The 26,998-nt window shown below is 62.5% G+C and carries 35 protein-coding genes, 2 tRNA genes and 1 pseudogene; 21 read left to right on the top strand and 17 right to left on the bottom strand.

Features of this window, described 5'->3' with window-relative positions:
• Positions 1 to 15: 15 nt before the first annotated feature.
• From AB0L74_RS10285 to AB0L74_RS10300, 4 genes are all read right to left on the bottom strand, one after another.
• Complete coding sequence (locus AB0L74_RS10285; RefSeq protein WP_365648297.1) at positions 16 to 5,904, bottom strand: hypothetical protein; 5,889 nt, start codon at positions 5,902 to 5,904, stop codon at positions 16 to 18.
• A gap of 9 nt (positions 5,905 to 5,913) precedes the next feature.
• Positions 5,914 to 6,258 (bottom strand): hypothetical protein, encoded by a 345-nt coding sequence (locus tag AB0L74_RS10290; protein WP_365648300.1) that lies wholly within the window; start codon positions 6,256 to 6,258, stop codon positions 5,914 to 5,916.
• Between the two features lie 68 nt (positions 6,259 to 6,326).
• Positions 6,327 to 6,632, bottom strand: a complete 306-nt coding sequence (locus tag AB0L74_RS10295; RefSeq protein ID WP_365648303.1) for a hypothetical protein — start codon at positions 6,630 to 6,632, stop codon at positions 6,327 to 6,329.
• Between the two features lie 112 nt (positions 6,633 to 6,744).
• Positions 6,745 to 7,332 (bottom strand): hypothetical protein, encoded by a 588-nt coding sequence (locus AB0L74_RS10300; RefSeq protein WP_365648305.1) that lies wholly within the window; start codon positions 7,330 to 7,332, stop codon positions 6,745 to 6,747.
• A gap of 75 nt (positions 7,333 to 7,407) precedes the next feature.
• Between AB0L74_RS10300 and AB0L74_RS10305 the strand changes: the two genes are divergently transcribed.
• Entirely contained in the window at positions 7,408 to 7,719 is a 312-nt protein-coding gene (locus AB0L74_RS10305; protein ID WP_365648308.1) for a GNAT family N-acetyltransferase, read from the top strand.
• Positions 7,720 to 7,723: 4 nt separating this feature from the next.
• Here AB0L74_RS10305 and AB0L74_RS10310 read toward each other — a convergent pair whose 3' ends face one another.
• The 10 genes from AB0L74_RS10310 to AB0L74_RS10355 all read right to left on the bottom strand — a co-directional run bounded on the left by AB0L74_RS10310 (position 7,724) and on the right by AB0L74_RS10355 (position 14,735).
• Positions 7,724 to 8,113 carry a hypothetical protein gene (locus AB0L74_RS10310; protein ID WP_365648312.1) on the bottom strand — a complete coding sequence of 130 codons (390 nt, stop codon included), beginning with the start codon at positions 8,111 to 8,113 and terminating at the stop codon, positions 7,724 to 7,726.
• Complete coding sequence (locus AB0L74_RS10315; protein ID WP_365648314.1) at positions 8,110 to 8,517, bottom strand: hypothetical protein; 408 nt, start codon at positions 8,515 to 8,517, stop codon at positions 8,110 to 8,112. The genes AB0L74_RS10310 and AB0L74_RS10315 overlap by 4 nt, the downstream gene beginning before the upstream one ends.
• Positions 8,517 to 8,837, bottom strand: coding sequence for a hypothetical protein (locus AB0L74_RS10320; RefSeq protein WP_365648316.1), 321 nt, complete (start codon positions 8,835 to 8,837; stop codon positions 8,517 to 8,519). The genes AB0L74_RS10315 and AB0L74_RS10320 overlap by 1 nt, the downstream gene beginning before the upstream one ends.
• Positions 8,837 to 9,154 (bottom strand): hypothetical protein, encoded by a 318-nt coding sequence (locus tag AB0L74_RS10325; protein WP_365648318.1) that lies wholly within the window; start codon positions 9,152 to 9,154, stop codon positions 8,837 to 8,839. Before AB0L74_RS10325 ends, AB0L74_RS10320 begins: the two co-directional genes overlap by 1 nt.
• A 100-nt stretch (positions 9,155 to 9,254) precedes the next feature.
• Positions 9,255 to 10,346, bottom strand: coding sequence for a hypothetical protein (locus tag AB0L74_RS10330; RefSeq protein WP_365648321.1), 1,092 nt, complete (start codon positions 10,344 to 10,346; stop codon positions 9,255 to 9,257).
• A 106-nt stretch (positions 10,347 to 10,452) separates the two neighbouring features.
• Positions 10,453 to 10,998: a hypothetical protein gene (locus AB0L74_RS10335; RefSeq protein ID WP_365648324.1), complete on the bottom strand. Its 546-nt coding sequence runs from the start codon at positions 10,996 to 10,998 to the stop codon at positions 10,453 to 10,455.
• A 44-nt stretch (positions 10,999 to 11,042) separates the two neighbouring features.
• A complete protein-coding gene (locus AB0L74_RS10340) occupies positions 11,043 to 12,485 on the bottom strand; it encodes a phage portal protein (RefSeq protein ID WP_365648327.1) in 1,443 nt (480 codons plus the stop codon).
• A 12-nt stretch (positions 12,486 to 12,497) separates the two neighbouring features.
• Positions 12,498 to 13,514: a hypothetical protein gene (locus AB0L74_RS10345; RefSeq protein WP_365648330.1), complete on the bottom strand. Its 1,017-nt coding sequence runs from the start codon at positions 13,512 to 13,514 to the stop codon at positions 12,498 to 12,500.
• Positions 13,515 to 14,136: 622 nt separating this feature from the next.
• Positions 14,137 to 14,349, bottom strand: a complete 213-nt coding sequence (locus AB0L74_RS10350; RefSeq protein WP_365648333.1) for a hypothetical protein — start codon at positions 14,347 to 14,349, stop codon at positions 14,137 to 14,139.
• A gap of 218 nt (positions 14,350 to 14,567) precedes the next feature.
• The gene (locus tag AB0L74_RS10355; protein ID WP_365648336.1) at positions 14,568 to 14,735 is read right to left on the bottom strand and encodes a hypothetical protein; all 168 of its coding nucleotides are present in this window, start codon (positions 14,733 to 14,735) and stop codon (positions 14,568 to 14,570) included.
• 92 nt (positions 14,736 to 14,827) lie between these two features.
• On the opposite strand from AB0L74_RS10355, the gene AB0L74_RS10360 reads away from it, so the two are divergent.
• Positions 14,828 to 15,136 carry a hypothetical protein gene (locus AB0L74_RS10360; RefSeq protein WP_365648338.1) on the top strand — a complete coding sequence of 103 codons (309 nt, stop codon included), beginning with the start codon at positions 14,828 to 14,830 and terminating at the stop codon, positions 15,134 to 15,136.
• Positions 15,137 to 15,152: 16 nt separating this feature from the next.
• Here the strand turns inward: AB0L74_RS10360 and AB0L74_RS10365 are convergent.
• The 3 genes from AB0L74_RS10365 to AB0L74_RS10375 all read right to left on the bottom strand — a co-directional run bounded on the left by AB0L74_RS10365 (position 15,153) and on the right by AB0L74_RS10375 (position 15,688).
• A tRNA-Glu gene (locus AB0L74_RS10365) sits at positions 15,153 to 15,225 on the bottom strand.
• 56 nt (positions 15,226 to 15,281) lie between these two features.
• Positions 15,282 to 15,353 (bottom strand) — tRNA-Lys (locus tag AB0L74_RS10370).
• A gap of 8 nt (positions 15,354 to 15,361) precedes the next feature.
• Positions 15,362 to 15,688 carry an HNH endonuclease gene (locus AB0L74_RS10375; RefSeq protein ID WP_365648341.1) on the bottom strand — a complete coding sequence of 109 codons (327 nt, stop codon included), beginning with the start codon at positions 15,686 to 15,688 and terminating at the stop codon, positions 15,362 to 15,364.
• 423 nt (positions 15,689 to 16,111) lie between these two features.
• Here AB0L74_RS10375 and AB0L74_RS10380 point away from each other — a divergent pair, with 423 nt between their 5' ends.
• From AB0L74_RS10380 to thyX, 19 genes and pseudogenes are all read left to right on the top strand, one after another.
• On the top strand, positions 16,112 to 16,639 hold the full coding sequence (locus tag AB0L74_RS10380; RefSeq protein WP_365648344.1) for a hypothetical protein: 528 nt from the start codon (positions 16,112 to 16,114) through the stop codon (positions 16,637 to 16,639).
• A gap of 223 nt (positions 16,640 to 16,862) precedes the next feature.
• Entirely contained in the window at positions 16,863 to 17,240 is a 378-nt protein-coding gene (locus tag AB0L74_RS10385) for a hypothetical protein (protein WP_365648347.1), read from the top strand.
• Entirely contained in the window at positions 17,237 to 18,034 is a 798-nt protein-coding gene (locus AB0L74_RS10390; protein WP_365648350.1) for a PD-(D/E)XK nuclease family protein, read from the top strand. Before AB0L74_RS10385 ends, AB0L74_RS10390 begins: the two co-directional genes overlap by 4 nt.
• 43 nt (positions 18,035 to 18,077) lie before the next feature.
• Positions 18,078 to 18,236 carry a hypothetical protein gene (locus tag AB0L74_RS10395; RefSeq protein WP_365648352.1) on the top strand — a complete coding sequence of 53 codons (159 nt, stop codon included), beginning with the start codon at positions 18,078 to 18,080 and terminating at the stop codon, positions 18,234 to 18,236.
• A 74-nt stretch (positions 18,237 to 18,310) separates the two neighbouring features.
• Positions 18,311 to 19,057 carry an AAA family ATPase gene (locus tag AB0L74_RS10400; protein ID WP_365648888.1) on the top strand — a complete coding sequence of 249 codons (747 nt, stop codon included), beginning with the start codon at positions 18,311 to 18,313 and terminating at the stop codon, positions 19,055 to 19,057.
• An 87-nt stretch (positions 19,058 to 19,144) separates the two neighbouring features.
• On the top strand, positions 19,145 to 19,489 hold the full coding sequence (locus AB0L74_RS10405) for a hypothetical protein (RefSeq protein WP_365648355.1): 345 nt from the start codon (positions 19,145 to 19,147) through the stop codon (positions 19,487 to 19,489).
• Positions 19,490 to 19,565: 76 nt separating this feature from the next.
• On the top strand, positions 19,566 to 19,916 hold the full coding sequence (locus tag AB0L74_RS10410) for an endonuclease VII domain-containing protein (protein WP_365648891.1): 351 nt from the start codon (positions 19,566 to 19,568) through the stop codon (positions 19,914 to 19,916).
• Entirely contained in the window at positions 19,909 to 20,043 is a 135-nt protein-coding gene (locus AB0L74_RS10415) for a hypothetical protein (RefSeq protein WP_365648357.1), read from the top strand. Before AB0L74_RS10410 ends, AB0L74_RS10415 begins: the two co-directional genes overlap by 8 nt.
• A pseudogene (locus tag AB0L74_RS10420) lies at positions 20,015 to 20,203 on the top strand (CHC2 zinc finger domain-containing protein); the annotation flags it as partial. The gene AB0L74_RS10415 and the pseudogene AB0L74_RS10420, both read left to right, overlap by 29 nt.
• A 37-nt stretch (positions 20,204 to 20,240) precedes the next feature.
• Positions 20,241 to 20,939: a toprim domain-containing protein gene (locus tag AB0L74_RS10425; protein ID WP_365648360.1), complete on the top strand. Its 699-nt coding sequence runs from the start codon at positions 20,241 to 20,243 to the stop codon at positions 20,937 to 20,939.
• 196 nt (positions 20,940 to 21,135) lie between these two features.
• Positions 21,136 to 21,582, top strand: coding sequence for a DUF3310 domain-containing protein (locus AB0L74_RS10430; RefSeq protein ID WP_365648363.1), 447 nt, complete (start codon positions 21,136 to 21,138; stop codon positions 21,580 to 21,582).
• Positions 21,579 to 21,854 (top strand): hypothetical protein, encoded by a 276-nt coding sequence (locus tag AB0L74_RS10435; protein ID WP_365648366.1) that lies wholly within the window; start codon positions 21,579 to 21,581, stop codon positions 21,852 to 21,854. The genes AB0L74_RS10430 and AB0L74_RS10435 overlap by 4 nt, the downstream gene beginning before the upstream one ends.
• A complete protein-coding gene (locus tag AB0L74_RS10440) occupies positions 21,851 to 22,042 on the top strand; it encodes a hypothetical protein (protein WP_365648369.1) in 192 nt (63 codons plus the stop codon). The genes AB0L74_RS10435 and AB0L74_RS10440 overlap by 4 nt, the downstream gene beginning before the upstream one ends.
• Entirely contained in the window at positions 22,039 to 22,848 is an 810-nt protein-coding gene (locus AB0L74_RS10445) for a metallophosphoesterase (protein ID WP_365648371.1), read from the top strand. The genes AB0L74_RS10440 and AB0L74_RS10445 overlap by 4 nt, the downstream gene beginning before the upstream one ends.
• A complete protein-coding gene (locus AB0L74_RS10450; protein WP_365648374.1) occupies positions 22,845 to 23,399 on the top strand; it encodes a hypothetical protein in 555 nt (184 codons plus the stop codon). Before AB0L74_RS10445 ends, AB0L74_RS10450 begins: the two co-directional genes overlap by 4 nt.
• A gap of 3 nt (positions 23,400 to 23,402) precedes the next feature.
• On the top strand, positions 23,403 to 23,603 hold the full coding sequence (locus tag AB0L74_RS10455; RefSeq protein ID WP_365648377.1) for a hypothetical protein: 201 nt from the start codon (positions 23,403 to 23,405) through the stop codon (positions 23,601 to 23,603).
• A 17-nt stretch (positions 23,604 to 23,620) separates the two neighbouring features.
• A complete protein-coding gene (nrdJ, locus tag AB0L74_RS10460) occupies positions 23,621 to 25,630 on the top strand; it encodes a ribonucleoside-triphosphate reductase, adenosylcobalamin-dependent (RefSeq protein WP_365648380.1) in 2,010 nt (669 codons plus the stop codon).
• A 168-nt stretch (positions 25,631 to 25,798) separates the two neighbouring features.
• Positions 25,799 to 26,233, top strand: a complete 435-nt coding sequence (locus AB0L74_RS10465) for a hypothetical protein (RefSeq protein ID WP_365648383.1) — start codon at positions 25,799 to 25,801, stop codon at positions 26,231 to 26,233.
• Between the two features lie 81 nt (positions 26,234 to 26,314).
• Positions 26,315 to 26,995 carry an FAD-dependent thymidylate synthase gene (gene thyX, locus AB0L74_RS10470; protein ID WP_365648385.1) on the top strand — a complete coding sequence of 227 codons (681 nt, stop codon included), beginning with the start codon at positions 26,315 to 26,317 and terminating at the stop codon, positions 26,993 to 26,995.
• The last annotated feature ends 3 nt before the right edge of the window (positions 26,996 to 26,998 follow it).

Here is a 26,998-nt window from a genome sequence, read left to right on the forward strand (position 1 = left end):
GACACTCCTTGTCGATTACATGCCGGCCATCACCTCTGCGTACTGCATCGCTCGGAGGACGGACTGCGTGGTGTTCTCGGACTTCGCCTCATGAATGTGGATCTCGTATCGAGGCCCCATCAGGTCGGCCGTCTCTCGCGCGTCACGAACGCGCTCACCACCTCGGAAATCCACCAGCTCAGGACCGCGCTCACCGACGAGAGCAAAACCCGGAGAAGCCGCGCGGGTGCCAGTCCAATAACCCTTGATCTTGCTGACCTTGGTGGACTTGGTGGTCTTACCGCCCACGGTCCTTTCGGTGGTCGTGGTCGTGGTTCCCTTCGCCGGATCGGTAACCGTGGTCGTGACCGTGGTGACCTTGCGGCCCTTGGAATCCGTTGAGTAAGACGTGGTGACCCGAGTCGTCTTCTGCTTCTTGGTGTTGCCTCCGCCCTTCACCGCCTGGCCCTCGCCCGTCAGCCAGGTCAGAAGCGCGGCCAGGCCCGCATCCACGGGCGTCTTCGAGCTGACCTTGAGCTTCTGCTGCAAGGTCTTCACGATGGTGTCGGCCAGGGCCTCGATCTGCTGGACGAGCTTCTTGTCCTTGGCGGTCAGGCCGTCGACCAGCGATTGAGCCGCCTTCTTTCCGGCGGCGTAGTACGAGTCGGCCACCGACTTCCCGAGGGCGTCAGATGCCGTCCCGATGGCCGCGTACGTGCTGTTGAATTCCTTCACCTGAGCAGATGTGGCGTTCAGCAGCTCCTTCGCCATGGCGCTTCCCTGTTCGGGACCCGCCTCGGAGATTTCGGCAATGATCTCCTTGGAGAACCCGCGCTTGGTCAAGGCGTTGATGTCGCTCTGGAATGCCTTGATGGCCGCAAGACGCTGCTTCAGACTGTTGAGCGCGGAGGACGTAGAAACCCCGTCGGAGTTGAATATGTCCGTGAGCGACCTCAGCCCCTTGGCCTTGTCCGCAATGGACGCGGCCATGGCGGACTCGTCCTTCTTGATGGCTGCCAGCTTGTCGTTAGCTTCCTTCAGCTTCGGGGCAAGATCCTCCCGCTGCTTCACGAGCTTCTGGAGCTGGGTGTTCTCCTTGTCGATCCACTTGTTCAGAGAATTCGCGGTACCCGAACTGATCTTGCCTGACGTGAACGCCTTGGTGATGAGGTCGTACAGCTTCTTCACCGCGGCGTTCAGCGACGAAATGCCCTTCTTGGCGTCGGCCGCAATACCCGTCGTCCGGCTGGTACCGGAGGCGTAGCCCCGCAGGGGCGTGATGCCGGCCAACATGCTCTGTTCGTGGTCCAGGACGGTTTCCCCGCCCTTGAAATTCACGAGTTCCGGGCCTTCTTCGCCAACCCACGCCCAGCCCCGTTCTGCACCATCGGTGCCGGTGGCATAGCCCTTGATTCCGGACAGCGCCTTACGCCAGCCAGAGCCGTACCGGTGGATCGCGTAGTTGAGGCCGGCATAGATGCTTGCCATGGGGTCGTAGATGCCACGGCCGAGGTATGGTCCGGCATACCTCTTGAAGGTTGCCATGATGGTCTGGAGCAGGCCACGAGACGGGTCGCCCATCTTCGCGTTCGAGTCCCAGAGATTGATCGCCCGCGGGTTGCCTCCCGACTCCACGCGAATGCGATGAAGCACGAGAGGGACATCCGACATGGGAAGCCCGAGCTGGGCGAGAGCCATTCGGACCTGGGGAGTCCAGCGGGTAACTGCGTCTCCCAGTCCCGGTTCACTGAACTGGCTCTCCATCAGTGTGGCGACATCCGGCTTTTTGCTGGACAGTCCATCGCCGCTGAAGTCGAAAAGGCCGTCGAGGTTCGGCAGCGATTCCTTCGCCGTGGCGTAGGTGTCCGTAATGACCTGGGCCGCGTAGTCCTTCGGGCTGCGCCAGATCTCGCGCAGCCCCTTGGTCATGCTGACCACGCCGTCGTACTCGGACCGCACGGTTTCCCAGATGCCGTCTACGGCGTCTGACACGGTATCGACCGGATCAGTCACCAGCGACTTAGCTGCGTTCCAGAGCCCCTTCGCGGAGTCAAAGGCCCCCTCGAAGACCCCCGACACGATCTTCTGGAGAGTCTTGGTCGAGAACATATGGCCGAGGAATTTGTCGCCTCGCTCCAGAATGTTGCCGTTGCCCTTCCAGACATCGGACCAGAAATAGTCACTGGCAACCGGGGCAACGGCTCCGCCGACCGTACCGATGATCTGGGTGAGCCCGCTGGGGATCGGCAGCTTCCTGAGCATGCTCCACGAGTCACGGGAAATGAAGTCGTAGACGCCACGGAAACGTTTCGCCAGATCACTGCCGATGAAGTGCGATCCGTCCGTACCGGCACCGATGACGCCCTTTTGAGCAGGCCCACCGAGAGGCACCGAAGAGCCGTCCATCTCCATGGTCTGGGCCGCTCCGCGAACGTCCGGACCGACCTGGAAACTGTCGACTACGTCGACCAGGGGACCGAGCCCCAGCTTGTCGATGATGCCGCCCCTTGCGAACCGCATCTCCTGGCGGAGGCCCCCCACGCCCTGAGTCCGGGCGATACGGTTCCACCGGGTCACCGTGTCCGGACCGACCGCGGCAGTCCACTCGGGCCGCATCACGGACTCGCCACCAGACAGCTCCAGCGTGCCGGCTGTCGGGCTGGTGAAAACGTGGACATCCCTGCCGGGCGTGTAACCGGGCAGGACACCGCCCAGAGCCTTCTTGGTGCTCTTGCTCTTCGAGCTGCCCCCGCCGGGGGCGTGGCTGGAGATGTCATCGAGCCGGCTGTCGAGCGTCTTCGCCTCGCCGGCCGTGGACTTGAGCTTGTCCTGGAGCTTGCCGATCTCGGAGACGACGCTCGACATCTTCAGGGTGTTGAGCTTCCCGACTCGACTGATCAGGGACGACTCACCGGAGCCGACCTTCTTCGAGGCTGCGTCCGCAGCGTCCTTGACCGTCGTGAACTGGCCCCGGAGCGACCCGAGGCTCCGGGCGTTGAGCTTTCCGGCCTGCTTGGCGGCGTCCTGGACGGACGAGTCCAGCGACTTGACCTTGCCCTTGGCGTCGGTGACCTCGCCGTCGAGGTCTCCAAGGCCCTTACCGTTCAGAGTCGAGACGGCAGACTGCGCCTTGTTCACGGCGTCCGCGAGGGAGCCGCCCTGCCCGGTCACCCGAGCGAACTCGTCGGCAAGGGCGCTGAGCCGGAGGGCCTTCAGGTTCTCCGTCGCGCGGTCTGCCTCCCGTACAGCCGAAGCCGCCTTCTCCGCTGCGGACCTGACGCTGGACTCGTCGCCGGCCAGGTGCTCCGCCAGCTCGTTGAACTCCGCGCTCTTGAAGCGCTGGAGCTGGTCTCGCAGGGCCTCGATCTGGCGCTCCAGCGCACCGATTTGCTGCTGGGCCTCTTCGGTGTTGACCTGGATCTCTTCGACCTGCGAGTTGCGGCCGCGGACACGGTCCCAAGCACGGGACGCAAGGTTGCGGTTGTCGCCGCCGTTCAGGTTGGTACGGCGCTGCTCGTAGCGCTCACCGAGCGAGGTGTTCGCCTTGCCCTGCTGCCGTGTCTCCCGAGCACGCTGCTTGGCCTGGGCCTCCAGCGCCTTGGCGTGAAGACGGGCTGCCGTAGCCTCCCGAGGGTCCGACATCTTCTTGGCGGCCTTGCGGAGCTGCTTCGCCTCACGCTTGGCCCGCTCGCGGATGCTCTTCGCTTCCTTGTCAGCGTCGGTCTGCGTGCCCAGGCCCGTAGCCTGACCGGCGATCTTGGCCGTGCCCTTGGCGCCCTTGTAGGCCGTCTGGGCAATCTTGGCGAGGGGAGAGGTCAGCTTGAGGAGCAGACCGAACGCCTTGATGAGCCCGCCGAGGACGATGGCGCCGCCGCCCAGGAGCGCGCCCCACTTACCGGCCTCCACGAGCATGTCCGTCAGGCCGGGGTGGTCCTCCAGGTAGTCGACCGTCTTCTTCAGCCAGCCGGTGAACTCCCCGACGACATCGAACAGCCCGCTGACCATGCCGCCCGCCGGCCTCTTCAGGTCACCACCGAGTGAGGCAAGGTCTTCGAGAATGCCGCCCTCGTACTTGTAGCCCTTGACGATCCGGTGGCCGGCCTTGTCGAGCTTGTACTTCCCGTCCTTGGTCTTCTCGTACTCAGGAATCGCCTTACCCATGAGGGCAGCACCGGCACCCGAATACTTGTAGAGGTCGCTCTCTTCGTCCTTGGAAATAAAGAAGTCGGACAGCCCGAACTTCGTGGCCTCGTACATGTTGGAGAGACGGCCCTTGATGGTGGCAGCGCCCATCTTCCGAGCGGGTGAGCCGTCCTTACCGGAGCCGACAGCCTGAGCCCTCTCAATGATGGCGTCAGTGACGGCCAGTCCAGGAACACCGCCGGTTTCCGCGGCCTTCGCCATCCAAAGCATCATCTGGGCAGACGCCTTGCTGACGTCGCCGGCCTCCCAGTCGACGCCCATCTTTTCCATCAGCTTTTCACGGTCAGCTATCTCGGACTTGGACATCTTCTTGTCCTTGAAGCCGAGCATCTGAGCAAGCGTCTGGACATCGAGACCACCGCTCTCAGCGATGGTGCGCACATTCCGGAGACTGGCGCGGTCCGACTCCATGATGTTGCCGACAGCCTTGAGCGTATTGGCGACCAAATCAGGATCGGTGTTACCGCCGTAGGCCGCGAGGTCACCAACGGCCTGCACCAGATCCGTCGCCCGAGTGGAAGCCTTCTCCCCGCTCATGCCGTGGGACCTGTTGGACCGGGTGTACTGAGCCCCGTACTTGAACATCGCCTCGACCGTGTACGGAGTCTGAACACCGAAGGACTTCAGCGTCTCGATGAAATCGCTGGTGTCCTTGTTGGAAATACCGATGCCCTTGAGGGCGGTCTGCGCCTGGATGATCGAGTCACCGGCGCTGATGCCCAGAGCCGACATGGCGCCGGCCGCGGTCAGCAGAGGCGTGGTGACGTTGCGCTGGACGTTGCGACCGAACTCGGACAGGGAGGCGCCAACACCGTTGATCTTGGAGCCAGCCGAACTCATGGCCTTCATCCAGCTCTTCGACGCCTTGTTGGCGTTGTCCTGGAGAGCCTTGGTGGCCTCGCCGTTCGCCTTGATCGTCTGCTGGGCGGCGCGCTGAGCGGCCTGGGCCGCAGCGATCTGCGACTGGACGTTGGCGACGGCAGCCGCCTTCGTGGCGGCCAGCTCGGAGAGGATCTGAGCCTTGCGGGTGTTGTGGGCCGCCGTGTACGCGGCCTGAGCCGTGCGAGCGGCCTTGACGGCTTCGGTGGCCTCGATCTGGGCCTGTCGGACGACGAGAGCCGAGAGAGACTTGACCTGGGCCTCACGCTGCTGGGTCAGGCGGGTGTGCTCCGCGGCAACCTTCTTCGCCTCAGTCGCTTCGGCCGCAGCCCACTGCTTCGCCTCGTTGATCCGGACAACGGAAAGGTTCTTGTTGTCCTTCATCATCGACGCCACGTCCTTGCGGTACGAGGCGGCTACTTCAGCACCGTAGGAGACTTCGAGATTACGAGCGTTCAGGGCAAGGCGTTCACGCTGGCGGGCGGCCTTCTCCTTGGCCGCAGCCTTTCGTGCCTCACTAGCCCTCTCAGCACTCTCGACTTCAGCGAGGGCCTTGAGATACATCTCAGCCTCGGTTTTGCTGAGCGCCTTACGGGCCTTCAGCGTTTCGGTGGCCGTTGCCAGACGCTTAGCGGCGTGCTCGCCGTGCTGGGCGGTAACGTACTGTTCAAGCTGGACCTGGAGGCGGGCGTACGCCTGCGTGATATCGCTCTGCCGTTTGTAGGTCGACCTGACGGCCTGCTCAAAAGCTGCGAGCTGACGCGCCAGCTCATCGCGGTCCATCTGAGGATTGATCTCGATGTACGCACTGCCTACCCGGACACCCGTGGGCGCATCCGCCATTCGCCCCCCTTAGAGGTTGCTCATTCGATTGAAGAAAGTCACCACCTCCTCCGTAGAGGAATGGGTGGGCGTATCGGGCTCGGGCTCGGGCTCTTCCTCACCCGGCCGCAGGACCGGAGTAGGCGCAGGCCATTCCTCAGCGTCCTCACTGGCATTTGCCTGGTAGAAAAGAAAGTTGGACAGCTCAAGAGCGTCGGAGACGCGAGCCAGCAGGTAATCGGACGTAGACCATGCAGCGGACTCGTCCACGACAGCCGCCAGAACCGAGCGGCCGGCCTGTCGGAGCAGAGAGCCGATCAGGACAGAGATGCGACGAAGAGAGAGCCGCCCACGCCAGAGGTCGAGAAGATCCACCCCGAAGTGCTGAAGAAGGTCAGCTTCCAATTCCTCGGGGTAATGGCGGATGACATAGACGGCCCGACTCAGTTTCCCGCAGCAGTATTGATCTTCTCGTTGAACTCGCGGAAGTCGCGGATGGTCGGCTTGGTGGACCGGTACGTCTGCCACTGGGCCTCGCCCAGGATGGTGCGTACGGCCTCGAAGTCGTTCTCCGCGAAGACCACATCAACCGGGTAATCGAGGGGGGCCGGCAGCGTGTACGTCTTGCCGTTGTGCTCCACCTTGACCGGGGCCTCAGCCGCCTCAGCCTCAGCCGCGGCCAGGCCGGCGTCAGCGTCGGGAGCAACCTCAACGGTCTCGACGGTCTCAACAGTCTTCTTGGCAGCCATGGGGGTCTCCTAGACAACAAAAAAGGCCCGTGAGGGCCTGGGAGGTGAGAGAAGGTGCCGGGGACTTCGAGCCCTCCCCGGCAAGGGCGGGAAATAATTCAGCGGGCGCCCGTCACGCGGCGGTCGGCGCCGCCATGTTCCGGCTGGTGAGGACGTAACCGAGGCTGCCGTTCGAGTCCAGCGCTTCAATGGTCAGCTGATACTCCTGAGCCGCCGTGCGCACGAGCGTGATGGCCCCTCGGTCCTGGACCATCGCTCGCGGAATGACCACGCGGTTTCGGTCGGACCCCTGAGACCAGTCCACGACAAGCGAAATCTCCTGGAGATCTGGCGTGCTGGCAAGGTCGAGACGGTATGTACCGGTCGGCTGATCCTGGGCGTTCTTGACTTCCACCCACTGCGCACCGAAGAAAAGCTCGGTCGTGTTGATGTTGGACTCAACGAAGGTGGCCTGAATGGAGAACGTAGCGGCGGTCACGTTATAAAGGACCGGCACGGCACTTTGCCATACGTTTACCGGTTCGCTGGTCACAGTCGGGGTAATTGTCACCCCCGCGTCCGAAACGAAACCGAGGGACGAGTACCCGGTTGGGCCGGTCGTCCCGTCCCCTACCGCAATGGGCAGGGTCGCACCGACGGCCGGCGCCATATAGACGGCGCCAGAGGGAGCAAAGCGGATCTTGGAAACATCATTGGCCATACAGGCTCCTTTGGGGGAAACAAAAAACGGCCCCAAAGGGCCGTGGAGATGAGGGAAGGCGGCTACAATCACCGCATGAAAACGATCTATGTGCGCCACGATGGGAAAGCGTCAGCGAGCCTCCTGACAGATCCATCGGGAGACAAGACGGCCATCCTCACTGAGGTAGCTGTATGGCCTGAGTTCCGGGGACGCGGCTGGGGCAGCGAGATCCTGAAAGAGGTGTGCGCAGATGCCGACACTGACGACGTGACGCTTATGCTGTCTTTCGATCCGGGACCGAACGGCCTGTCAGCGGAGGCGATGCTTAGTTGGTATGAGCGTTACGGGTTCATCAGGGCCCTCAACGATCCGGACGTGATGATCCGGCTGCCTCAGGGACGTTGAGACGTCAGTCGTCCGCGACGAGATACAGCGCGACTTCGCCCGTGTAAGCGGGCTCAAGGCTCTCCTTGTCGGGGTGCCAGGAAGGCGCGGAGACTTCCCACACGTTGAGCACAAGGGCGCCCTTCAGAGCTGCCCCAGGAAGCTGCTCCAACAGATACTCGCGCACGACGTAGGCCAGCGAAGCGGCCTCCGCTGGACTGGTCCCGTACACGTCGTAAAGAATGTCGAAACGGTCCAAGCGGTCGCGCTTCACGCGGTGACCGCCTGACTGGATCACGTAGACCGCGGTCTCACCCACATTGCGGCCGATGAGGGAGCCGGTGACCACTCCTTCAGGAATGTCGGGGCAGTGCCTCAGAAACTCGATGACGAGAGGGATCGGGTCGGTTCTCAAGCAAGCCGCTCCTTCTCCAGGACGTTCTTCAGGAAGAACCGGCCTCGGTGTCGACGGCCCGCTGGATCTCGGTAACCGCGCTCCTGAAGCATCGCGTGTCGCGCATCGGGGTTCTCCTCGATGACGATGTATCCGACCCACTCATTCCCTACGGTGTCGACGTAGGGGTGGATGTTCTTCTTGATGGAATAGGCGTCCGTGGTGACGTGCGGGCCGCGTGGCGCGGCCTTGACCATCTTCCCGGCGAGTTCTGCGGTTTGAGCCTCGACAACTGCGCGGACGCCTGCGGACCGCATGATCTGGCTCTCGAAGCCCATGTCGGTCTCGAAGGTGAATCCACTCTTCTGGAACCGGGTGTACCGCTTTCCTCGGGCATTCCCAGGAGAGGCAACGTGACGAGCCATTACTTAGTCACCACCCTCACGTCGATCATGGTGTACTGGCGGGCCCCCATCCGCCACTTCCAAGCCTCGCCTTCGAGGTTCCAGATCTTTCCCTGGAACGTGACTTGATCGGCAGTGTCTATGTCCAAGCTGCCAGGGAGGTAGATCCTCGCCTTGCTCAAGGCCGTTTCTCGGATGGGGGTTTCTGTCTTGCGTGTCCGGAGATAGGGGACGCCGGCACCGAGGCCGGACCACACCACCGTGGAGCTTTCCCAGTCCCGATGCTTTCCGTAGGCGTCTTCAACGAGCGGAGCCCGACGAATTTCGATCTGCTCGTTCATCAGAGCCATGCGGCCCCCGTAACGGGCTCTTCCGGGATTACCGGATCGAGCGTCGTCAGAGAGATCGACCCCAGGCGCGGGCGGTACCCCTTGAGCATTGCCTTGGCGGCCTCTGAGAGGCTGGAGCTGAATGCGGAAGTCGCGTACTCCACCTGAAGGTCTCCCGTTCTTTCCATGACGGTGCCGGGGGAGACAGAAAGCCACCGGATTACCTCGGAGCAGACAGCGGCCCTCACAAGGGCCGGCACCGGGTCCTGGAAGGTGGTCCCGCAGTAGTCGGAGACGAGAGCAGAGGCGTCCTCAAGAAAGGCAGCCACTCGGGATGCCTCTGCTGGATCTGCGACGGGTCGCCCAAGACGGGCGACCACATCGTCAGTTGTAGCTAGCAACATAAACGATCACAACAGTTTCAAGTTTTTAGGCAGCAGAAGGGGCACTTTCCGTAATGCTGATCTTGAGACCTCGGACGAACTTCTCGCCGATCAGGGTGTTCCGGACGTTGTACGCCGGGTCCTCCTTGATGGTGGCCAGGCCATACATGGTGTCGAGACCGATGGTGTCCATCTTCTTGCCGTAGTCATAGTCGACCAGCATTCGCGTGGCGATGCCGTTCACATTCTGGATCGAGCCGGTAACCGCGCCCATCGGCAGGGCCGGCGTCGCAGAGACGAGCAGGAGAGCGGACTTGTGGAAGAGGTACATCTCCAGCCCGAAGCTATTGTGAATCACGATGTCGAAGCCGTAGATGCGGCCGACAGTCGCACGCCGCAGGGCGTTGGTGTCGCCGGAATAGTCGACGGCGACGAATTCGGGGTCCTTGAGCAGAATGCTTTCGACCTCGGGGCCGGCGATCAGGTATCGCTCAGAAGTCGGGACCAGGGCCAAGTTCAGGTTCATACGGGCGTCGACCAGCGCAGTACGAAGGGCCAGGGCGCGGGCCGACATATTCTCTGCGGTGCCGTCCGCCTGAGGAATGGTCACCTCTACGTCGCCACCGACAGCCCTCTTCTGCGCTGCGGTCAGGCCGGCACGAGTGACATTGGCCTTGATGAAGGCGGCAATAGTGTCATCGAAATATTCCGCGAAACCGCGGGTGAGCTTCGAAAGAACCTGGGTACCGAACTGCTTGAGATCGAAGGCAACCTGCTCCATCCCGAGCGCGGTGGCCGACTGGGCTAGGGTCGTAAGCTGGACCGGAAATCGGGTCTCAGTGACGAAGCCGTTCGGGGGCCGGCGGTCAACATCCGGGAGCGGTCGATCAGTCGCCGCAGCGAAGACGTTGGTGTCGCCGGTGATCGGGTTCCTGATCGGCGCCGAAATGCCCGACTCCTGGACCGGAATGCCTCGGGACTCGCGGTTGACGTTGATCACGTCACCGACGCCCCCGGTAAAGTTCAGCTCGGAGTATCGGGCAGGAATGCCGCCGAGGGTGAGCTGTCGGTCGAGGATGCCAAGAGCGGCGACCGTAACCTGTCGCGGGTCAAGATTAAAGTGGTGCTGTGTGGGCATGCAGCCTCCATGAGGGCATAAAAAACCCCCCGAGAGGGGGCCTTCTATGCGCGCTGTGAGGCTGTGCTAAAAAACCCCTCCGCAGAGGGTCAAGCGAAAGACAGACTTAGAGGAAGGAACCGCCGGAGATGAAATCGGCAAGCTCGCTCGGGTCAAAAGACTTGAACTCCGAGCCTCCTTCCCGGTTGTGGCCGGCGCCCGCGATCTGCGGGAACCCCGCCCCGGAATTCCGCCCCTTGGGCAGGGACTCGATGAACGATGCGATGGCGTCCGCGTTCGGACGGGCGTCGTCGCCCTGGAAGCGGTTGAGGTCGAGAAACTGAAGGTCCGGCAGATCGGCACCGGCAGCCGCGGCCTGGAGCCGAAGTTCCGCGGTCACGAGGTCCTGAGAGACTTCACCGAGCACGCTCGTGCGGGCCTCGTTCTTGGCGGCCTCGATGGCGGCCTGCTGAGCCTCCTGGAGCTGCTGAAGTTCGGTGCGTGTGGCGTTGTAGTTCGTCTCGTTCTGCCGGGACAGCGCCTTCCACTTATCGCGGTCGGCAATGACCTCTTCCAGCGTCGGGCCAGTCGGCGGAGCCGGGGGAGGAGTAACGTTTCCTCCAGTCGAACCGGTCTCACTCATCTGGCCGTTGTCGTCGCTCTGAGTCGTCATGTGTGATTCCATTTCGGAAGGGACCTAGCCGTTTCGGCGGTCGGTTACTTGGCCTCGTTGATCTTCCGGTTTGCGTTACCGGCATTGCCCTGTGGAGGCTTGACGGGGGACTTACCCTGTTGGGCAAGGGGGCTGGTCGGCTCAGGCTGGGGCATGAGCTTCTGAACCTCAGCAGCCTCTTTAGCATCGTCCTTGCGCATTTCGCGGAAGGAGTCGATCTGAGCAGCGGAGAATCCGGCCTCGGACCAAAGAACCTCTTCTGGCACGTTGAGCTGCTTCAGTTTGAGCAATGCGTCAACGTGCTGTGCTTCGGTGCGGTATTCTGGGTCGCGCCATCGCGTCTCCATTTCGAAGGCGTCCTTGCGCTTGTCCCGCTTCACAGCGAAGCAAAGCCGGATGACCCTCTCCCACGCTTCACCGAAGTGGAGCATCCTCTCCCGGACCTTGGCCACCAGACCGGCCTCAGCCGAGATGATGGCCTCGCCTGACGGCGCGGTGTTCGAGTTGACCAGGAAATAATGGCTCGGGACCCTGGATACGCTGGCGAGGTGCTGGACCAGCATATCTATGAGAGTCACGTAGTTCTGCAAATTGGCGGCCTCGAAGGAGCCGAATCGTGCATCCGGCGCTTCGGCCTGCAAGAGCTTGTCCAAGCCAACGTTGAACGGGGCAATAGGATTGCCCCTCTCGTCTTCCTGGATCTCGATACCCGTGACAAATCTTTGCGGGAACGCAGCCATCTCAGACGCAGTGAGAGCGTCCATGGTGATCTTGTTGATGGCGTCCTGAATAGGGATACAGTTGGCCAGATCAGAGAAGGGGTCACCGACGAGTCGAGCGCGATTCTCGAAGGGCACCACTGGCACCTTGCCGAGGGGGTTCGGGCTCGATACGCCCTTGTCCCACTCGGTGACGCCGTAGGCGACCTCGTAGACGTATTCCTCGGTCCATAGGGTCGCCTGCTGACGCCCCCAGGCATCCATCTCGAAGCGTGCCGCGGCCTCCAGCTCCCACAGGGAGCCGGCCCTGTAGCAGACCGCCATGCGGTCGCCGGCCACCGGCGTGATGGTCGGCTCCCCGTCCTGGTCGGCCCAGACGACGACGTACGACGTGCCTGAGATCAGGGCCTCAAGGTGGACAGCGTTGGAGTAGGCGTCCATGGAGGAGCGCTGCCAGAAATGGCGGGCGTCCTTGTCGGTGGCTTCCTCGCCAGGGATGCGGAAGGAATCGACGCTGAGGCGTTCGTTCGTGGCGTCCACGATCATGCCGCAGAAGTTGTCTCGCCACTCCTGGAAGACGGAGGCAAAAGCGGCCTTGTAGCGCATCTGCGAGAAGGCGAGCTTCTGTTGCTCCCCCTCGTAGTAGCGGGAATACTGCCGAGATGGGTGGGTCGGTCCTGGGACCTTTCCGTACAGATACGACAGCCATTCCTCGGGCGTGGATGGCTTACCTATGAATGTCGTGTGGCTGCCAGGGGGGACTATCAAACGTGGGCCTTCCTAGAAGCCCACTACACGGCTCCTGCGTATGCTCAATCGCCCATCCGCTATAGCGTCGGCGCGGGCCTCGAATGCCAAGACGGCGGAGACTGCGGCGTCGATCTTCTTGCGGGATCGGGGAGAGTCTTTAGTGATCAGGAAGCCTTGAGGGACTTCCCGGACAACGGCATTAAGCACATGCCGGGTAAGGTCTTCGTTGCCGTCGTGCCGCAGGTCTCCGACCATGGCGGCCGTGCGGAACCGCTCGACAGCCTGAACCATTCTTGTGGGTTTATTGGTCCAGAACTCGAATACGTGGTCGTCGCCCCATTCGAGGGCCCAACGACCGATGTTCTCCTGCCAGTACGGCGGATCGGCGTACATCCATTCCACGCGATACTGACGAAACGTTTCTGCAACGCGGGCCTCAACCGCGAGAACGTCCACTTCCCAATCAGGTTGGTTGGGATCTCGGGGGTGCTCCCAGAGGCCGAGCACGAAGAGCTTGCCGTCACGCAGGCGACAACCGACCAAACAAGTTGAGTCTCCGCGGATGCTTCCATCGAATCCCACGGCAATCTGGTCACCGGGCTCGATCGGGTCCTGGTCGTCGAAGCGGGCGTCCCACTCGGACTTGGACATCCAGCCGTCCGAGGACTCCGCGATGCGGTTGCAGAAGAACCGCAGATAGGTGCTGTCCGGCGTCGTGCGGTCGTAGAGGATCGTGCGAGTCAGGCCGTCGAGGTCGGCCCAAGTGGCATCGCCGTAGGCTTCCTTGAGGGCCTGGCGGACCTTGCCTTCGTCCCGCAGCTCATCCGGCTCGATGTCGCCTTCGAGGCAGTCATAGAGCCACAGGCCCATCCGCACCATCTCGGACTCGTGAATCTGCTGAGCAACCGAGTCCTCAGTGGGGTTGTAGGCATTGGTCGTCGTAACCCACCGGGCGCCGGCCTTGGCGAGTTTTTCAACGTTACGCTTGAGGGTCTGGAAGAACTCCGGACCACCATTCGAGCCCACCCAGTGGTGGACCTCATCCATGAGTACAAATCGTTCAATGCCTGACCCCCGGCAGACGAACCCACCGGGGGCCAGGCAAAGGTCGGGCGATTTCCTTCGTTCGTTCGTCCTGCGGTTGCCTTCGGTCTGATCGAGCCGGGCTTACCGCTCTTGAACTGAATGACGGCCTTGCCGATGTCTAGCCCGTATTCCTTCTCAGCGGGGGACTCAGCCAGGCAGCCACGGATGAACTCCATGGTCTGCTCGGTCTGCTCGTAGGCCGTTGCACCGATCTGTACCGTGGGAAGAGCCACCGGCTTAGCGACCGGCAGTCCGAAAGCGTTGAAGTGGCTGAAGCGAGCGGGCCCAATGAATTCAACGATCGCGAGCGTGGCGAGCAGTGGCGTCTAACTTTCCCCAGCCTTTCGCACGTCGAAGCGTGCCGGCCGGGTAACGCCACCCCCCATCCGGATTAATTCGATAGAATTCGAGCACGAACCGGAGCTGTTCCTTAGTGAACCGCCAGGGCTCGCCGGCCCTGTCTCCGTCTGGCTGGACGATGTACCGGCTGCACCAACGGATGATCTCGTACCCGAGTGTTTCCCTCGGTGAAGGGACTCCCGCAGGCAAGTTGCCTGTCTGCAAGGGCAGTCACCTCATTTCGTCATTCGCTCAGGAGCCGATACAGCTCCTCATCTAGGTCTGTGGTGGTGGGCTCGGGTGCGTCGGCCGCGGTGCCGGCTTCGCCTTGACCCTGGTCCTGGTCCTCAATGGACATGCGGAGGCGCGACCGGTCCTCCGTGGTCGCGCCCCACTTGGCGACCCGCTGCCGGATCTCCGAGGCGAGCTTCACGTCGCCCTGGTAGAAGGCGTCCACGAGCGTCACCGTGATTTCCAGTTCAGCCCAGTCGGTCTCAGCCCACTTACCGGCCTGGGGCGAGGTCGCCCACGTCCGCCAGAAGCGACGGGCGCCGGCCGTCTTGACACCGAGGCCGGGCGGGAGTGCACGGCCCTCGGTGGACGAGCTGCTGAGAGTCTGGGCACTCGGGTGTCTGTTGCGCCGGACCGCGTTCTCCTTGGGCTTCGGGCCTCTGGTCACAGCCGCACCTCGGGGAGATCGGGGTACAGGTCCACGAGGTCTTCCAGCTCGAAGATGGCGTCCTGCCGCCAGCCGCGTTTCACCGCGGCCTTCGAGGGCTGGGTGCGGGCCTCGGGGACGCACCAGGTGCAGTCGTCGCAGTGGCCGTTGCAGTCGGCGGACATGGGAGTCTCCTGGGAGGTGAGTGAATGAAGAAGCGGCGGACAGGCGCGTGGCTGCCTGGCAGAGTGAGGGCGGTATAGGAGGGAGGGCCGACGTGGGCGAGCACGAGAAGACCGGCGACGCTGCGTATGAAGCGATCTCCGCCGTCGAGGAGTGGACGGGGCTCAAGGCGGAAGCGCAGGAGACTCCGCACTGGGCAATGACCTTCGTGTCGGAGGACGGCCAGGCAGAGCTGATGGGCCTGTACTCGACGACTCCCCTGCCTGTCCCCGGCGAGGGAGAGAGGATCACGCTCCACGAAACCGTGGTGGTGGTGGCAGAAACCCGCAAGCACTACTACCGCGATGAGGAGACGGGTCGGCCGCAGATTTTCGTCTGGGTGAGGGTCCGGCCGCCCGAGTGACAGGCGGCAGCAGGAGTGTGTCCAGCCGGATTCGAACCGGCGTCGCCTCCCGGAAGGGGAGGAGTCCTAGGCCGCTAGACGATGGACACCGACCCGTCCGTCCCCTGGCCGAGGGAGTTTCAGGGTCCTGCGGGAGCGACCCGCATGGTTCCCTGACCTGGACTTGAACCAGGAACTCGCGCCAAGGGCGCTGCTCTGCCCATTGAGCTATCAGGGAAAGGACCGCTATCGGTCCTCTTGGTACGTCTTGCGCCGGTGGCATGCCCGGCACAGAACCCAAAGGTTCTCCAGATCCCAGGAACCCCCGCGGGACACCGGGACGATGTGATCCACCTCAAGGTGTTCTCGTGCACCACATCGCTGGCAGCGGAAGCCGTCACGCGCTAGAACGTGCGTTCGACGTTTCGGCCAGTCTGAGGGGCGGGACGCATTTCGAGCACTTGTTCTATTCCAGCTTCTTCGGAGCTGGTGGTTCGCGCATCTGCCGTCCCTGGAGGACGGGGTGAGGCACCCGGTGGTCAGGCAGATGCTCTTGGCTCTAGGCAGGCCCAACTCACCCCTCAGTGCTGTGTGTTTGGCCCCGGCCGGCTGCTGATCTGGCGGCCGGGGCCGGCCTCCCGGACTCCTTGCCTGGAGCTGGGCTCAACAGGAAGGGCGAAGGCAGTTCGAACGTCTCAAGGTGGACGAGAGACAAGATCTATGTGAAGTATGTGTGAACGTCACAAACGTTTGAGTTCTTCAACAAAAAGTCAACCTCAGAACCACTTAGGTACTCTGCTCGCTCGCATCACTCGCTCTCTCACTACTGATGTCGGTGTCAAACGCCCATGTCCGGGACGTGTTGGAGCCCGAGTGAGATGCAGGTCACACCCTAGACAGATGCAAGGGGACGATCTCTGTCTCCTTGGCGCCGCACTTGATTCTGTCGCTCTACCTAGGTACCGTGGCCTGGAATATCTTGGAGAGGGACTTGCCGTGACTAAGCTGCCTGATGATCACACGTTGGTTAAGTTGTTGCGAAAGGGCTTGAGCAATCAGGAAATTGCCAAAGCCTATGGCGTCACCGTTCAGGCCGTCGGTTGGCGGTTCGCGAGAATGAACATTCAGCGGCGTCCATACAGCCGTACTGCCGCAGCAATTCTGAATGCCGCATACCCGTCCAGTGAATTTAATCGCACGGAATACACGCAGATGTACCTCGGTCGTTCGCTGATTTACTTCCTGCGATGGAGGCTGGGTGACGACCTCAGCGGTGTGCCGTTGCGGCGGGCAAAGAAGGTGGCCGCGGACGCACGCGACAGGGACGCCGTGCTGCACCTGGACGTGACCAACGCAGAGTCCTCGTGGGTGTGGCTGCCCAGGGAGCCGGCGGACGGCCAGCTCATCCTTCGCTGGCCTGCGGGGCGGGAGAAGCCCAAGGGTGCGCACCTCAAGGCCCTCATGGTGCCCGACAGTAACGATTCTTCGGAGGAAGCTCCGATAGTAAAGGTTGAGAGTATGTAGGATGCAACGAAAGCATGGGTCGATACCCGATCAAGCTGGACATTTCAGGACCTTTCGCCCTTGGTGCGAAGGGTCCTTTTTTTTGCCTTGTCTTTGCCTTTGTTGGTGCAACCGCGTCCGTTGTGATCCTGAACGCATTACTTGGCCTTGAACCGACAGATGCAAGCTGTATGGTGAAAGAAGTGGAAGGTGTTCTTCCGCTACTTGGACACAGTGAGTGCTGATGAACGAACTTGGAACCGGTTCCGTCGAAGTCGAGATGTGCCGGTCGGGAGATGTATACGGGCGGGGAGCAGCCTGTGCAACGGACTGCACGTGGAAAGCGGACCCGACCTCCGTAGTACCGGACTACGAAACTCTTGGTGTGCTGATCCTGTACTGCTCGGGTGGGGTCGCTGACTGGGTGGACGTGATTGTCACGGACCTCGCCCTGCAATCCCTCACTGCTGAGCGTCTGGCTGCTCTCGAAGACGAGCTGGGGGCTCCCATGTCCAAGCTGGAAATGGCCCGGCAGGAGTTCGACCGGGAGCACTCGGACATCCCAGGGTCGAGTGCCTTCACCATCATCCGTCTGAGCAGAGTGGGGATATCTGTAACTTGAGCGTTGAGAATCAGCCGCGGTCGGTCTCTCAGGTAGAGCAGTACGAACGATGCGCCTGGCGCTGGTACCTCCAGCGGGTAGAGCGCGTCGAGCCGAGACCGGCCGCATGGTCATGTCACGGGACGGCCTTTCACACCGCCGCAGAGGCGTGGGAACGGTCGTCTCGTCGTATGGAGGCCCGTGAGGTCCAGGAGGTCTTCAGCGAGGAGTACAGCGAGCTGGTGAACGCGGCCCTGGAGAAGGAGCCCGACACCGACAAGTGGCTGGCCGCCGGCCGCTACACCGGCGGCGAGGACATCGAGCGGCGCTACGGCCTGGGCCTGGAGCAGACGGCGGCCTACGTCCGGTGGAGCGAAATCAACCAGCCGGACATCTGGACGACGCCGGAAGGAGACGCCGGCCTCGAACTGGGCTTCATGGTCGAGCTGGGCGGCATCAAGGTGCGCGGCTTCATCGACCAGACCCTCGATGAGGGCGAGGGCACGGTGAAGATCCGGGACCTGAAGACGGGATCGACCAAGAGCAAGTTCCAGCTCCAGACGTACGCCGTGGCAGTGAGGAAGCAGTGGGGTGTGAACGTCGAGCGGGCGGACTGGTACCTCGCCAGGGATGGCCGGCTCTCCCGGCCGGTGAAGGTCGGGGAGGTCTCCGAGGACGAGATCGGCCAGCGGTACGCCGACATGGACGCGGGCGTGAAGCGTGGCGACTTCCCGGCATCGCCGGGCTACGACTGTCGCTTCTGTGACGTGGCGCACGCTTGTTTTTTTGCCCCAAAACTTGAAACTGTTGGTTAGTTGATCTAGCTTGAGAACAGGAAAGGACGCAGGGAGGGACGGCATGGCGAAGGTTCAGAACCCGCTCATCACAGTAGAGATGAGCTTCGAGGAACTGGCAGTGATCCGCGCGGCGCTCAAGGGCGCTCGGGACAACTATTACTTCGACACGGACCACGAACGCGATGTCGCCTCAAACCTGCTGGGTGACTTGGGAGCGTAACCATATACAGCCTGACACAGTCAGTCACGCAAAAGGGAGCGGCAGGTGAACCGCTCCCTTCTCCATTTCTGGGCCTGGCCCGCCATGAGGTCGAGTTCCGCCGCGGTGAGTTCTCGCTTGTTGCGGCCGGCCCCGGCACGGGAAAGAGCCTCTTCGCCCTGAACCTGGCCCTGTACGGCAACATTCCGGTGCTGTACTTCAGCGCCGACAGTAATGCCGCTACGCAGCTCACCAGGGCGACAGCAATCCTCACGGGCGAGAACGTACGGGACGTGAAGCGGAAGCTGCTGGCGGACTCGTTCGATGAGTACATGGGTGACCTGGCGAAGCGCTGGTGGATCAGGTTCGACTACAACGCCCGGCCTACCCTCTCGGATATCGAAGGCAACCTCAGGGCCTATTTCGAGGTATTCGGGATGTTTCCCCATCTGATCGTGGTGGACAACATCACCAACGTTGCCGGCGAGTCATCCGCGGACAGCGCCGAGGCGTTCACGTTCGGCCTGGAAGCAATGTGCGAATACATGTCGGACATGGCTCGGGTCACCGGCGCTCATGTCTTGGCGCTGCACCATGTGACCGGAGAGCACAGCGACGGCCTCTCGCCCATCCCGCTCTCCGGAGTGAAAGGCAAGATCGGCCGGGTGCCGAACGTCATCCTCACCATCTTCAAGGAACTCGACGGCATGGACGGGCGCATTCTGCACGTCTCTCCCGTCAAGAACCGCGAGGGATTCGAGGACTCCAGCGGCCAGACGTACTCCAGCTACACATTCAACAGCTCGAACATGCGGCTCACGGACGTGGACGACACTCTCTGAGTTAGCTATGTCACAGGGTTCAGTGGATCATCGAACTTGAAACTGTCTGTTCGATGATCTACATTGAAATTAAGGAAAGGGGAGGGAATGAGCGGGACTTGCGGGTACAGGATTGAGCGGGAAATCGTGGACGTGCTTCTCGAAGAGAACCCGCAGCTTTCCGAGAATCAGTTCCGGGAAGCTGGGGGCGGAGTAGTAACCCTGGTCCTCTCATTCGAGAGCGCCCGTAAGATGCGGCTCTACCGGCTCGCCAAGGAACTGAAGTTCCAGTCACGCCACTGCGCAGCTCAGGTAGTCGCAGTCTCGATGCCGGCCGCGGGCGGCAAGGCATGGTCGGTCGTCCCTCTCTCACACCTCCAGGAGCTTGCCGCCGAGGCAGTCTCCACCAAGGACCAGAAGCGGCTAGAGGCGGCCCTGAGGCCGCGTGTCTAAGCCCCGCGCCGGATACCGGCGCTGCACGAAGTGCGAGAAGAGCCGCGCAGAACGCTTCTTCACCCCCAAGGGCAGGGTGTGTGCGACCTGTAGGAAGGCAGCCCGAAGGGCCGCATCTCACGAAGGCCGCGTAACCAGCACCTACGGCCTGGCCCCCGGCGAGTATCAGGCCCTCATGGACTACCAGGGCGGCGTCTGTGCCATCTGCGGCCAGTCACGCCGCTACCGGCTCGATGTCGACCACGACCACAAGACAGGCGTGGTCCGAGGGCTCACCTGCCGCCTGTGCAACCGGCGCGTCCTGCCCGGAGCCAAGGACAAACCCGAAGTGCTGCGCAGCGCAGCCAACTACTTGGAAGACCCGCCTGCCGTCCGATTCCTCGGACAGCGCTTTCACGTGGACATGCGAGAGATTCCCGATGAGTGAGCAGATCAAGTTCGACTACCGCAAATGGCGCGGCGAGAAGACCTACATGGGCAGCGTGCACCGCAAGTACGACTTCCCCGTCGAGGTGAGGCGCGTCGGTGAGCCGGCCCCCCAAGAAGATCGCTAAGCCTTCGATCGCTGAGGTTCTGAAGTACTACTACTCAATAAATGTCTGTGAGAGGGCAGGGTGGCAAAAGCTCCCCTGCCCTCTTCACGTTGACGACAACCCCAGCGCCTCGGTGAATATCGAAAAACAACGCTGGAACTGCTTTGTCTGTCAGGTCTCCGAGGACTCGATAGACGTGATCATGCGTGAGGAGAAGATTGGCTTCCGAGACGCCCAGGCATGGGCACATGCCCGGATCGGTGGAAGCGGCGAAGACGTATCACCAGCAGTACGAGGGAAGCCCGGCGGAGAAGTACGTCGAGGCCCGCGGCCTGGGCGACGTGGCCGACACGTTCGGCCTGGGATACGTCAGTTCGGCTCTGACTGGTCATGAGCAGCGGTCCGGGATGCTCGTTGTCCCGTACCTGCGGCCGGCGGGCGGAGCGCACGGCACGGCGACCATCCGGTTCCGCTGCATAGCCGACCAGTGCGTACGGGACGAGAACGGCAACTACCTTGCTCCCACCCGCAAGGAAAAGCACAGCGGGCACGGCAAGTACCTGACCATCCCCGGCGATCAGCCGAGACTCTTCAACACCCGAGCGCTTATCACTGCTGGCTCGTACATCGTCGTCACCGAGGGCGAGTGTGACGCAATGGCGTGGGAGTCAGTTGGGGTGCCGGCCATCGCCTACCAAGGCACGTCATCGTGGCGAGATCACTTTGTGCCGCCCCTCCGTGGATTCGAGGTCGTCTACATCATCGCGGACGGAGACAAGCCCGGAATTGAGGCCGCCGAAAAACTGGCGGCACTCCTGCCTAACTCCAAGGTCATCGTCCTTGGAGAAGGCCACGACTCAAATTCCTTCCTGCACGAGTACGGGGCTGTCGCCCTGAGAGAAAGGATCGGCCTGTGAAGTCGAAATGGAAGCCCGGAACACGAGTCCGAGTAAAGCCAAATCTAGATGACGCCCTCGCTGGCTGCACGGGCACGATTGAGTTCGTGGACTACGCCTCCTCGGAGGCGGCGACTTCCGTCCTGCTCGACTCCCGAAACGGTCTGCCGGCCATCGGGGGCCTGTTCTTCGAGGATGACGAGCTGGAGGCTGCGGAGTGAAGTTCAACGTCGGGCAGTCTGTAGAGATCTCTAAGCCCTCCACCGCTTACACGGAGCACTTCCGTGGGCAGCGGGGATTCATTTCCAAATACCGCGAGGATGAGATGTACCCGTACGAAGTCACTTTCCCTAAGGGCAACATCCTGGCCTTCGCAGGGGAGGAGCTGTCTCCGACCGACCCGTCTTACCCGGAGAACGTAGACGAGGCTGCCGACTGCATTGCCAAGGTCGAGGACGACATGATCAACCATCCGTCGCATTACACCTGGCTGCCGAACGGCGTCGAGGTAATCGACATCACTGAGCTTCTGCCCTTCAACACGGGCAACGTCGTGAAGTACGTCCTCCGCGCCGGCCGTAAGCATGGCGAGCCGATTACCGACCTGCGCAAGGCTGCCTGGTACATCAACCGTGAAATCGAGCGCCTGGAGGCCGCGGCATGACCGTGAACGAACGAATTCAGGCACTCGTCATCAAGTGGCTTGAGGTCCACGAGGGCATCAAGGCGGTGTCGGCCCGGATCGACGAGGAAGATTGGGCGATCAAGTCTGAGCAGTATGGCTACTGCGACACGTGCGCCTACGACGAAGAATACCTCGAACTCACCATCTGGTACTCGACGGCTGATGAGGTCGGACAGCGCTATGTCGAGGTCCGCAAGGACCCGCTTTCTTTCCTTGCCGAACTGCTGCACCTGGAGGACGAGACCAAGTGACCCTCGAAGAGCACGCCACGGCGATCGAGGCGGCGATTCAAGCCGCCTACGAAGACGGATACCAGCTCGACAATGGCTTCGCGGAGCCCATCAGTGAGCTGGAACTCAATCGGGTCCAGGACGGTCAGATTTGGGACTTCGTGCCGATCCGCCTTCCCGAAGTGGCCTACTACGGAGGAGCTGTGTGAAGCGCGTTGTCGTCATCTCCGACACTCAGATGCCTTTCGAGGATAAGCGGGCACTGAAGAACGTCATCCAGTTCATCGGGGAGTACCAGCCGGACGAAGTGGTCCAGATCGGGGACCTGGTGGACTACCCCACCCCGTCCCGCTGGAACGCGGGCACCAAGAGTGAGTTCGAGGCCGGAGTCCTCAGGGACAGCGAGTACGCCAAGGAAACGTTCCTTCAGCCGCTACGGGCCGTCTACGACGGCCCCGTGGGGGTCCTGGAAGGAAACCACGACGAGCGGCCTCGGAAGTACCTGGAGCAGAGGGCGCCGGCCCTCGCGGCGGAGGACACTCACTACCGCTTCGAGAACCTGTTGAGCTTCGCGGCCTACGACGTTCGACTCCTGGAGCCGTACTACAACATCGCCCCCGGCTGGGTGGCGATCCACGGTCACGAGTCCGCGGGCCTCAATCAGGTGGCAGGCAGGACGGCAGCGGCGAAGGCGCGAAAGGCCGGCGTCTCGGTGGTCATGGGCCACACTCACCGCCTCGCCATCTCCCCGGAGTCCACGGGCTACGGCGGCAAGCTGAAGACGATCTATGGCTTCGAGGTCGGCCATCTCATGAACGTGAGGAAGGCCGCATACCTGAAGGGCGGACCGGCCAACTGGCAGAAGGGCTTCGGTCTCTTCTACGTAGGAAAGTACGGCGCGACTCCGCATGCCATTCCCGTTGAGGACGACGGCAGCTTCGTGATCGAGGGGCAGCGTTACGGAAAGATCAAGCGGGGGCCGAAAGGTCAGTTCGCGGGCAAGGGAAGTGCATGACGGAAGAAATCGACTGGGAGGCCCTTGTGCCCCTGGCCGAGAAGATCGCACACGAGATCGCTGCGAAGTGGCAGATCGTAGAAGTCGATGACGTGAAGCAGGAAATTCTGCTGCATGCCTTCGAGGAGAAGCACATCGTCGCTCGGTATCAGGGCAACGAAGAGATCATGCGGAAGATCTTCTACACCGCAGGCCGACGCTATGCCGCCAAAGAGCGAGCTTATCGGGATCTCATGGACGACCAGTACCACTACACGCCCGAGGAAGTCCGAGGAGTGATGCGGTCGTTCATCTACACCACCTCCGAAGTCTCCGAGCAGATCGGCAAGAAAGACGACCTGACTCGGTGCACCATCGCGGACAACATTCTCTCCGCTCGTCTGGATGCTGAGCGGTGCATCCAGCGAATCAACCCGGATTACCAAGAGGTAATCATGCGGCTCTTCGTGTACGGGATGACCCCCAGCACTGATGCCGAACGAAAGCGAGGGTACCGGGCCATCGACGCACTCACCGCAGAAATGAACCGCAGTATCCGGACCGGAAGGTAACCCATGCTCACCACCCTCAAGTCGTACGGCAACAAGAACTCGAAGTTCAGCTTCATCCTTTCCTTCTCGAACGAGAACGAGGGCGCCACGCTCAGCGTTTTCGGCGGGGGTGAGGGCGTCACCGTCGATCTCACCCCCGAGGACGTGAAGGCCCTTTCGAACGCCGCCTCCGAGGCCCACTACGCCAACCCCGACTCGTTCTGAACGGAGCCCCATCACCCTTGACTGACTGGAAGACCGAAACCGCCCAGGCCGTCTACGAGCGCACCTACCGGCGCGAGAAGCCGAACGGGGAGCTGGAGACCTGGCCCGAGACGGTTCGGCGCGTTGTCGCCGGGAACGTCGCCCTGGTCGAGCCGCGCTACATCGAGCCGGGCGAGGCAGAGCGTCTGGTCGAGCTGATCGAGTCCTGGAAGGTGATGCCGGCCGGGCGCCATCTCAAGAGCAGCGGCGTCAACGACTATGCGCTGAACAACTGCTGGGCCGCGGGCTGGAACCCCTCGGAGCCCGCCGAGCACTTCACCTTCACCCTGCTGAGGCTGGCGGAAGGGGGCGGGGTCGGGGCCAACTACTCGAACCACTACCTGAGGGACTTCCCCGAGGTCGAGAACGCGCTGACGGTGCACATCGTCTGTGACCCCGCTCATCCCGACTGGCGCGAAATGCACGAGGCCGGGCTTCTCTCCACCGAGTACAGCCACACATGGGCAGGCGCCTACGGCGTCGAGGATTCGCGCGAGGGCTGGGCCGAGGCCCTGGCGGACCTGATCGACACAGCGCACCGTCCCGACGTGCGGCACCAGGACCGCGTGTACGACGTGAGCCGTGTCCGGCACAAGGGCGCCCCGCTTCGGACCTTCGGGGGCAGTGCCAGCGGTCCCTCACCCTTCGCGGAGATGATGGTTCAGGTCGGCAAGATCCTGTCGGATGCTGCGGGTTGGCCCCTGTCCGGCATGGACTGCATGGCCATCGACCACGAGATCGCCCGCTGCATCGTCAGCGGCGGAGTGCGCAGGTCGGCCCGCATGTCGATCATGCACTGGGCCGACTCTCAGATAGACGAGTTCCTGGCCAGCAAGGCGGACATGACCCGGCACTGGACCAGCAACATCAGCGTCGAGGTCGACAACGACTTCATCGGGAAGGCCAAGGCTGGGGACTACGCGGCCACCCAGGTACTCGCGCGCCTGGCCGAAGGCGCTCTCAGCAACGGGGAGCCCGGCTTCTGGAACAGCTCGTTGACCGCCGTGGGCGAGGTAGACGGCACCTTCACCACCAACCCCTGTGGCGAGGCGACGCTGACTCCGTGGGAGCCGTGCAACCTGGGCTCGGTCAACCTGGGCGCCTTCGTGGACGAGTTCGGCAACGTCGACTCGGGCGGGCTGCTCGAAGCTCACCGGCTGGTGACTCGGTACCTGATCCGGGCCACTTGCGCGAAGGTCGCTGACCCGAAGAGCGCCCAGGCCATCGCCCGGTACCGCCGTATCGGCGTGGGCCACACCGGCTTCGCGGATTTCCTGGCGAAGGTTGGCCTTCGGTACAGCGAGGCCGCTTGCAGCCGACAGGTGAAGACTGCCCTGGAGATGTGGGCCGGCGCGGTGGACGCCGCGGCCATCGAATACGCGAACACCATGAGAATCCCGGTCCCCGTAAAGAAGAGGGTGATCGCGCCGACGGGCACCATCTCCAAGGTGGCCGGCGTCTCGGGGGAGGCGGTTCATGCTCCTTTCGCTGATTACTTCCTTCGCCGTATCCGCTTTTCTATGGTGGAGCCGGAAGAGGCGCGAAAGGTCGCGGAGTATCGAGAGAAGGGCTACCACGTCGAGCCGTGCATCTACGCGGCGAACACGGCGGTGGTGACCATCCCGACCCGTGACCCGCTGGTGGGTGAGGTCATGGACCCGTCCGTGATCGAGCACGCCGGCCTGCTGTCCCTTGAGGACATGCTGAGCGTCCAGGCGCTCTACCAGAGGCACTGGGCGGACCAGGCCGTGAGTTACACGGCCTCCGTCGACCCGGCGAAGTACACCGTGGACGACGTGGCCCGCGTCCTGCTGGAGTTCATGCCGAAGCTCAAGGGCAGCACCATCTTCCCGGAGCTGTCTAGGGCCCAGGCGCCGTATGAGCGCATCACCCGTGACGAATATCTGGCGGAGGCCGCCCGGCTCGGTATCGAGACCGAGGACACGGGCTTCGATGAGATCTGTGCTTCTGGGGCCTGCCCCATCTGAACAGCCTCAGTGAAGGTCGCCACAGCTACAAAAACTTGAAACTGTCGTTCCTGTGACGCAGTATGGAATTAGAGGAAGGGCAGCGAATTGGGTTACCCCAACCCCTTTGACGAGCGGTCCCCCTGGGACGAAGAGCCCGACACCCCGAAGACGAAGGAAACCACGCCTATGACCGATACCACCCCCGGACCTGCCCCCTACAAGATCGGTTTCACGCTCAAGGCGGCGAGCGGCTTCGATGCTGAGTGGCTGACGCCGACCGTCTACGGCCACGACGCCGACGAGACAGCCCAGCGCGGCGCCGATCTGCTGGCCGCAATGAAGAGCAAGGGCCTGATCGACCTTACGGCGAAGGCCGCGGAGTACACCCGCAGCCAGTACAAGGGCAGTGCAGGTAACCCCGGTGGAGGTTCGGCCCCGAAGCGGTTCAGCGGCGGGAAGGTCGAGCGGAGCGACGCCCCGCCCAAGACGGCCGGCGACGACTGCCCGCACGGCCGCTCGCTGGTCAGCAAGGCCAATTGGACGGCCCTCTTCTGTGACGGACCGGACGGCGAGAAGTGCGAGCCGCTGTGGAAGCAGAAGGACGGAAGTTTCAAGAAGTAGCGGCTGCACGTCTGTTGGGGAGCCGGGCACGGCCTGGCTCCCCTTTTTTTGCGCGGGAGACACATGGAATTCCGGTCTGACATGACCGTGGAGTTGGTCAAGCACTCTGCGACTGATGCAGACGTAGCGGCAGCGGCTCGGGTATCCACCCTCGGGGGAGCTACGCGAGTTAAGGACGCCTCGAATCAGGGCCTCATCAACTACTTGGTTCGGGACCGGCACGGCTCGCCGTTCGAACATACCAGCTTCACCTTCTACATCGAGGCTCCCATTTTCGTTGCGCGGGAGTTCTTCCGTCACCGAGCGGGCTGGTCGTACAACGAGGAGAGCGGCCGATACCGGGAGCTTCAGCCGGTCTTCTACGTCCCGGCAGACGGCCGGCCCCTGCGCCAAGTCGGGAAGCCTGCGGCCTATACGTTCGAGCTGGGGACCTACAAGCAGCACATGGCGGTCACCGGAGATATTCGCCGGATCAGCCAGGAGGCTTATTCCACGTATAAGCGGCTGCTCGATCTCGACGTTGCCCGCGAGGTTGCCCGCATGGTGCTGCCGGTGAACATCTACACGAGCTTCTACGCCACGTGTAATGCCCGCTCCCTCATGCATTTCCTGAGCCTCAGGACGACTAGCGAGTACGCCAAGTACCCCAGTTTCCCACAGCAGGAGATCGAAATGGTGGCGTCACGGATGGAGGACGACTTCATTCTGGAGATGCCCCTCACCTGGGCAGCGTTCGCAGAGAACGGACGGGTGGCGCCGTGAGGC

The organism is Streptomyces sp. NPDC052020 (assembly GCF_040680575.1).
GTDB lineage: Bacteria > Actinomycetota > Actinomycetes > Streptomycetales > Streptomycetaceae > Streptomyces.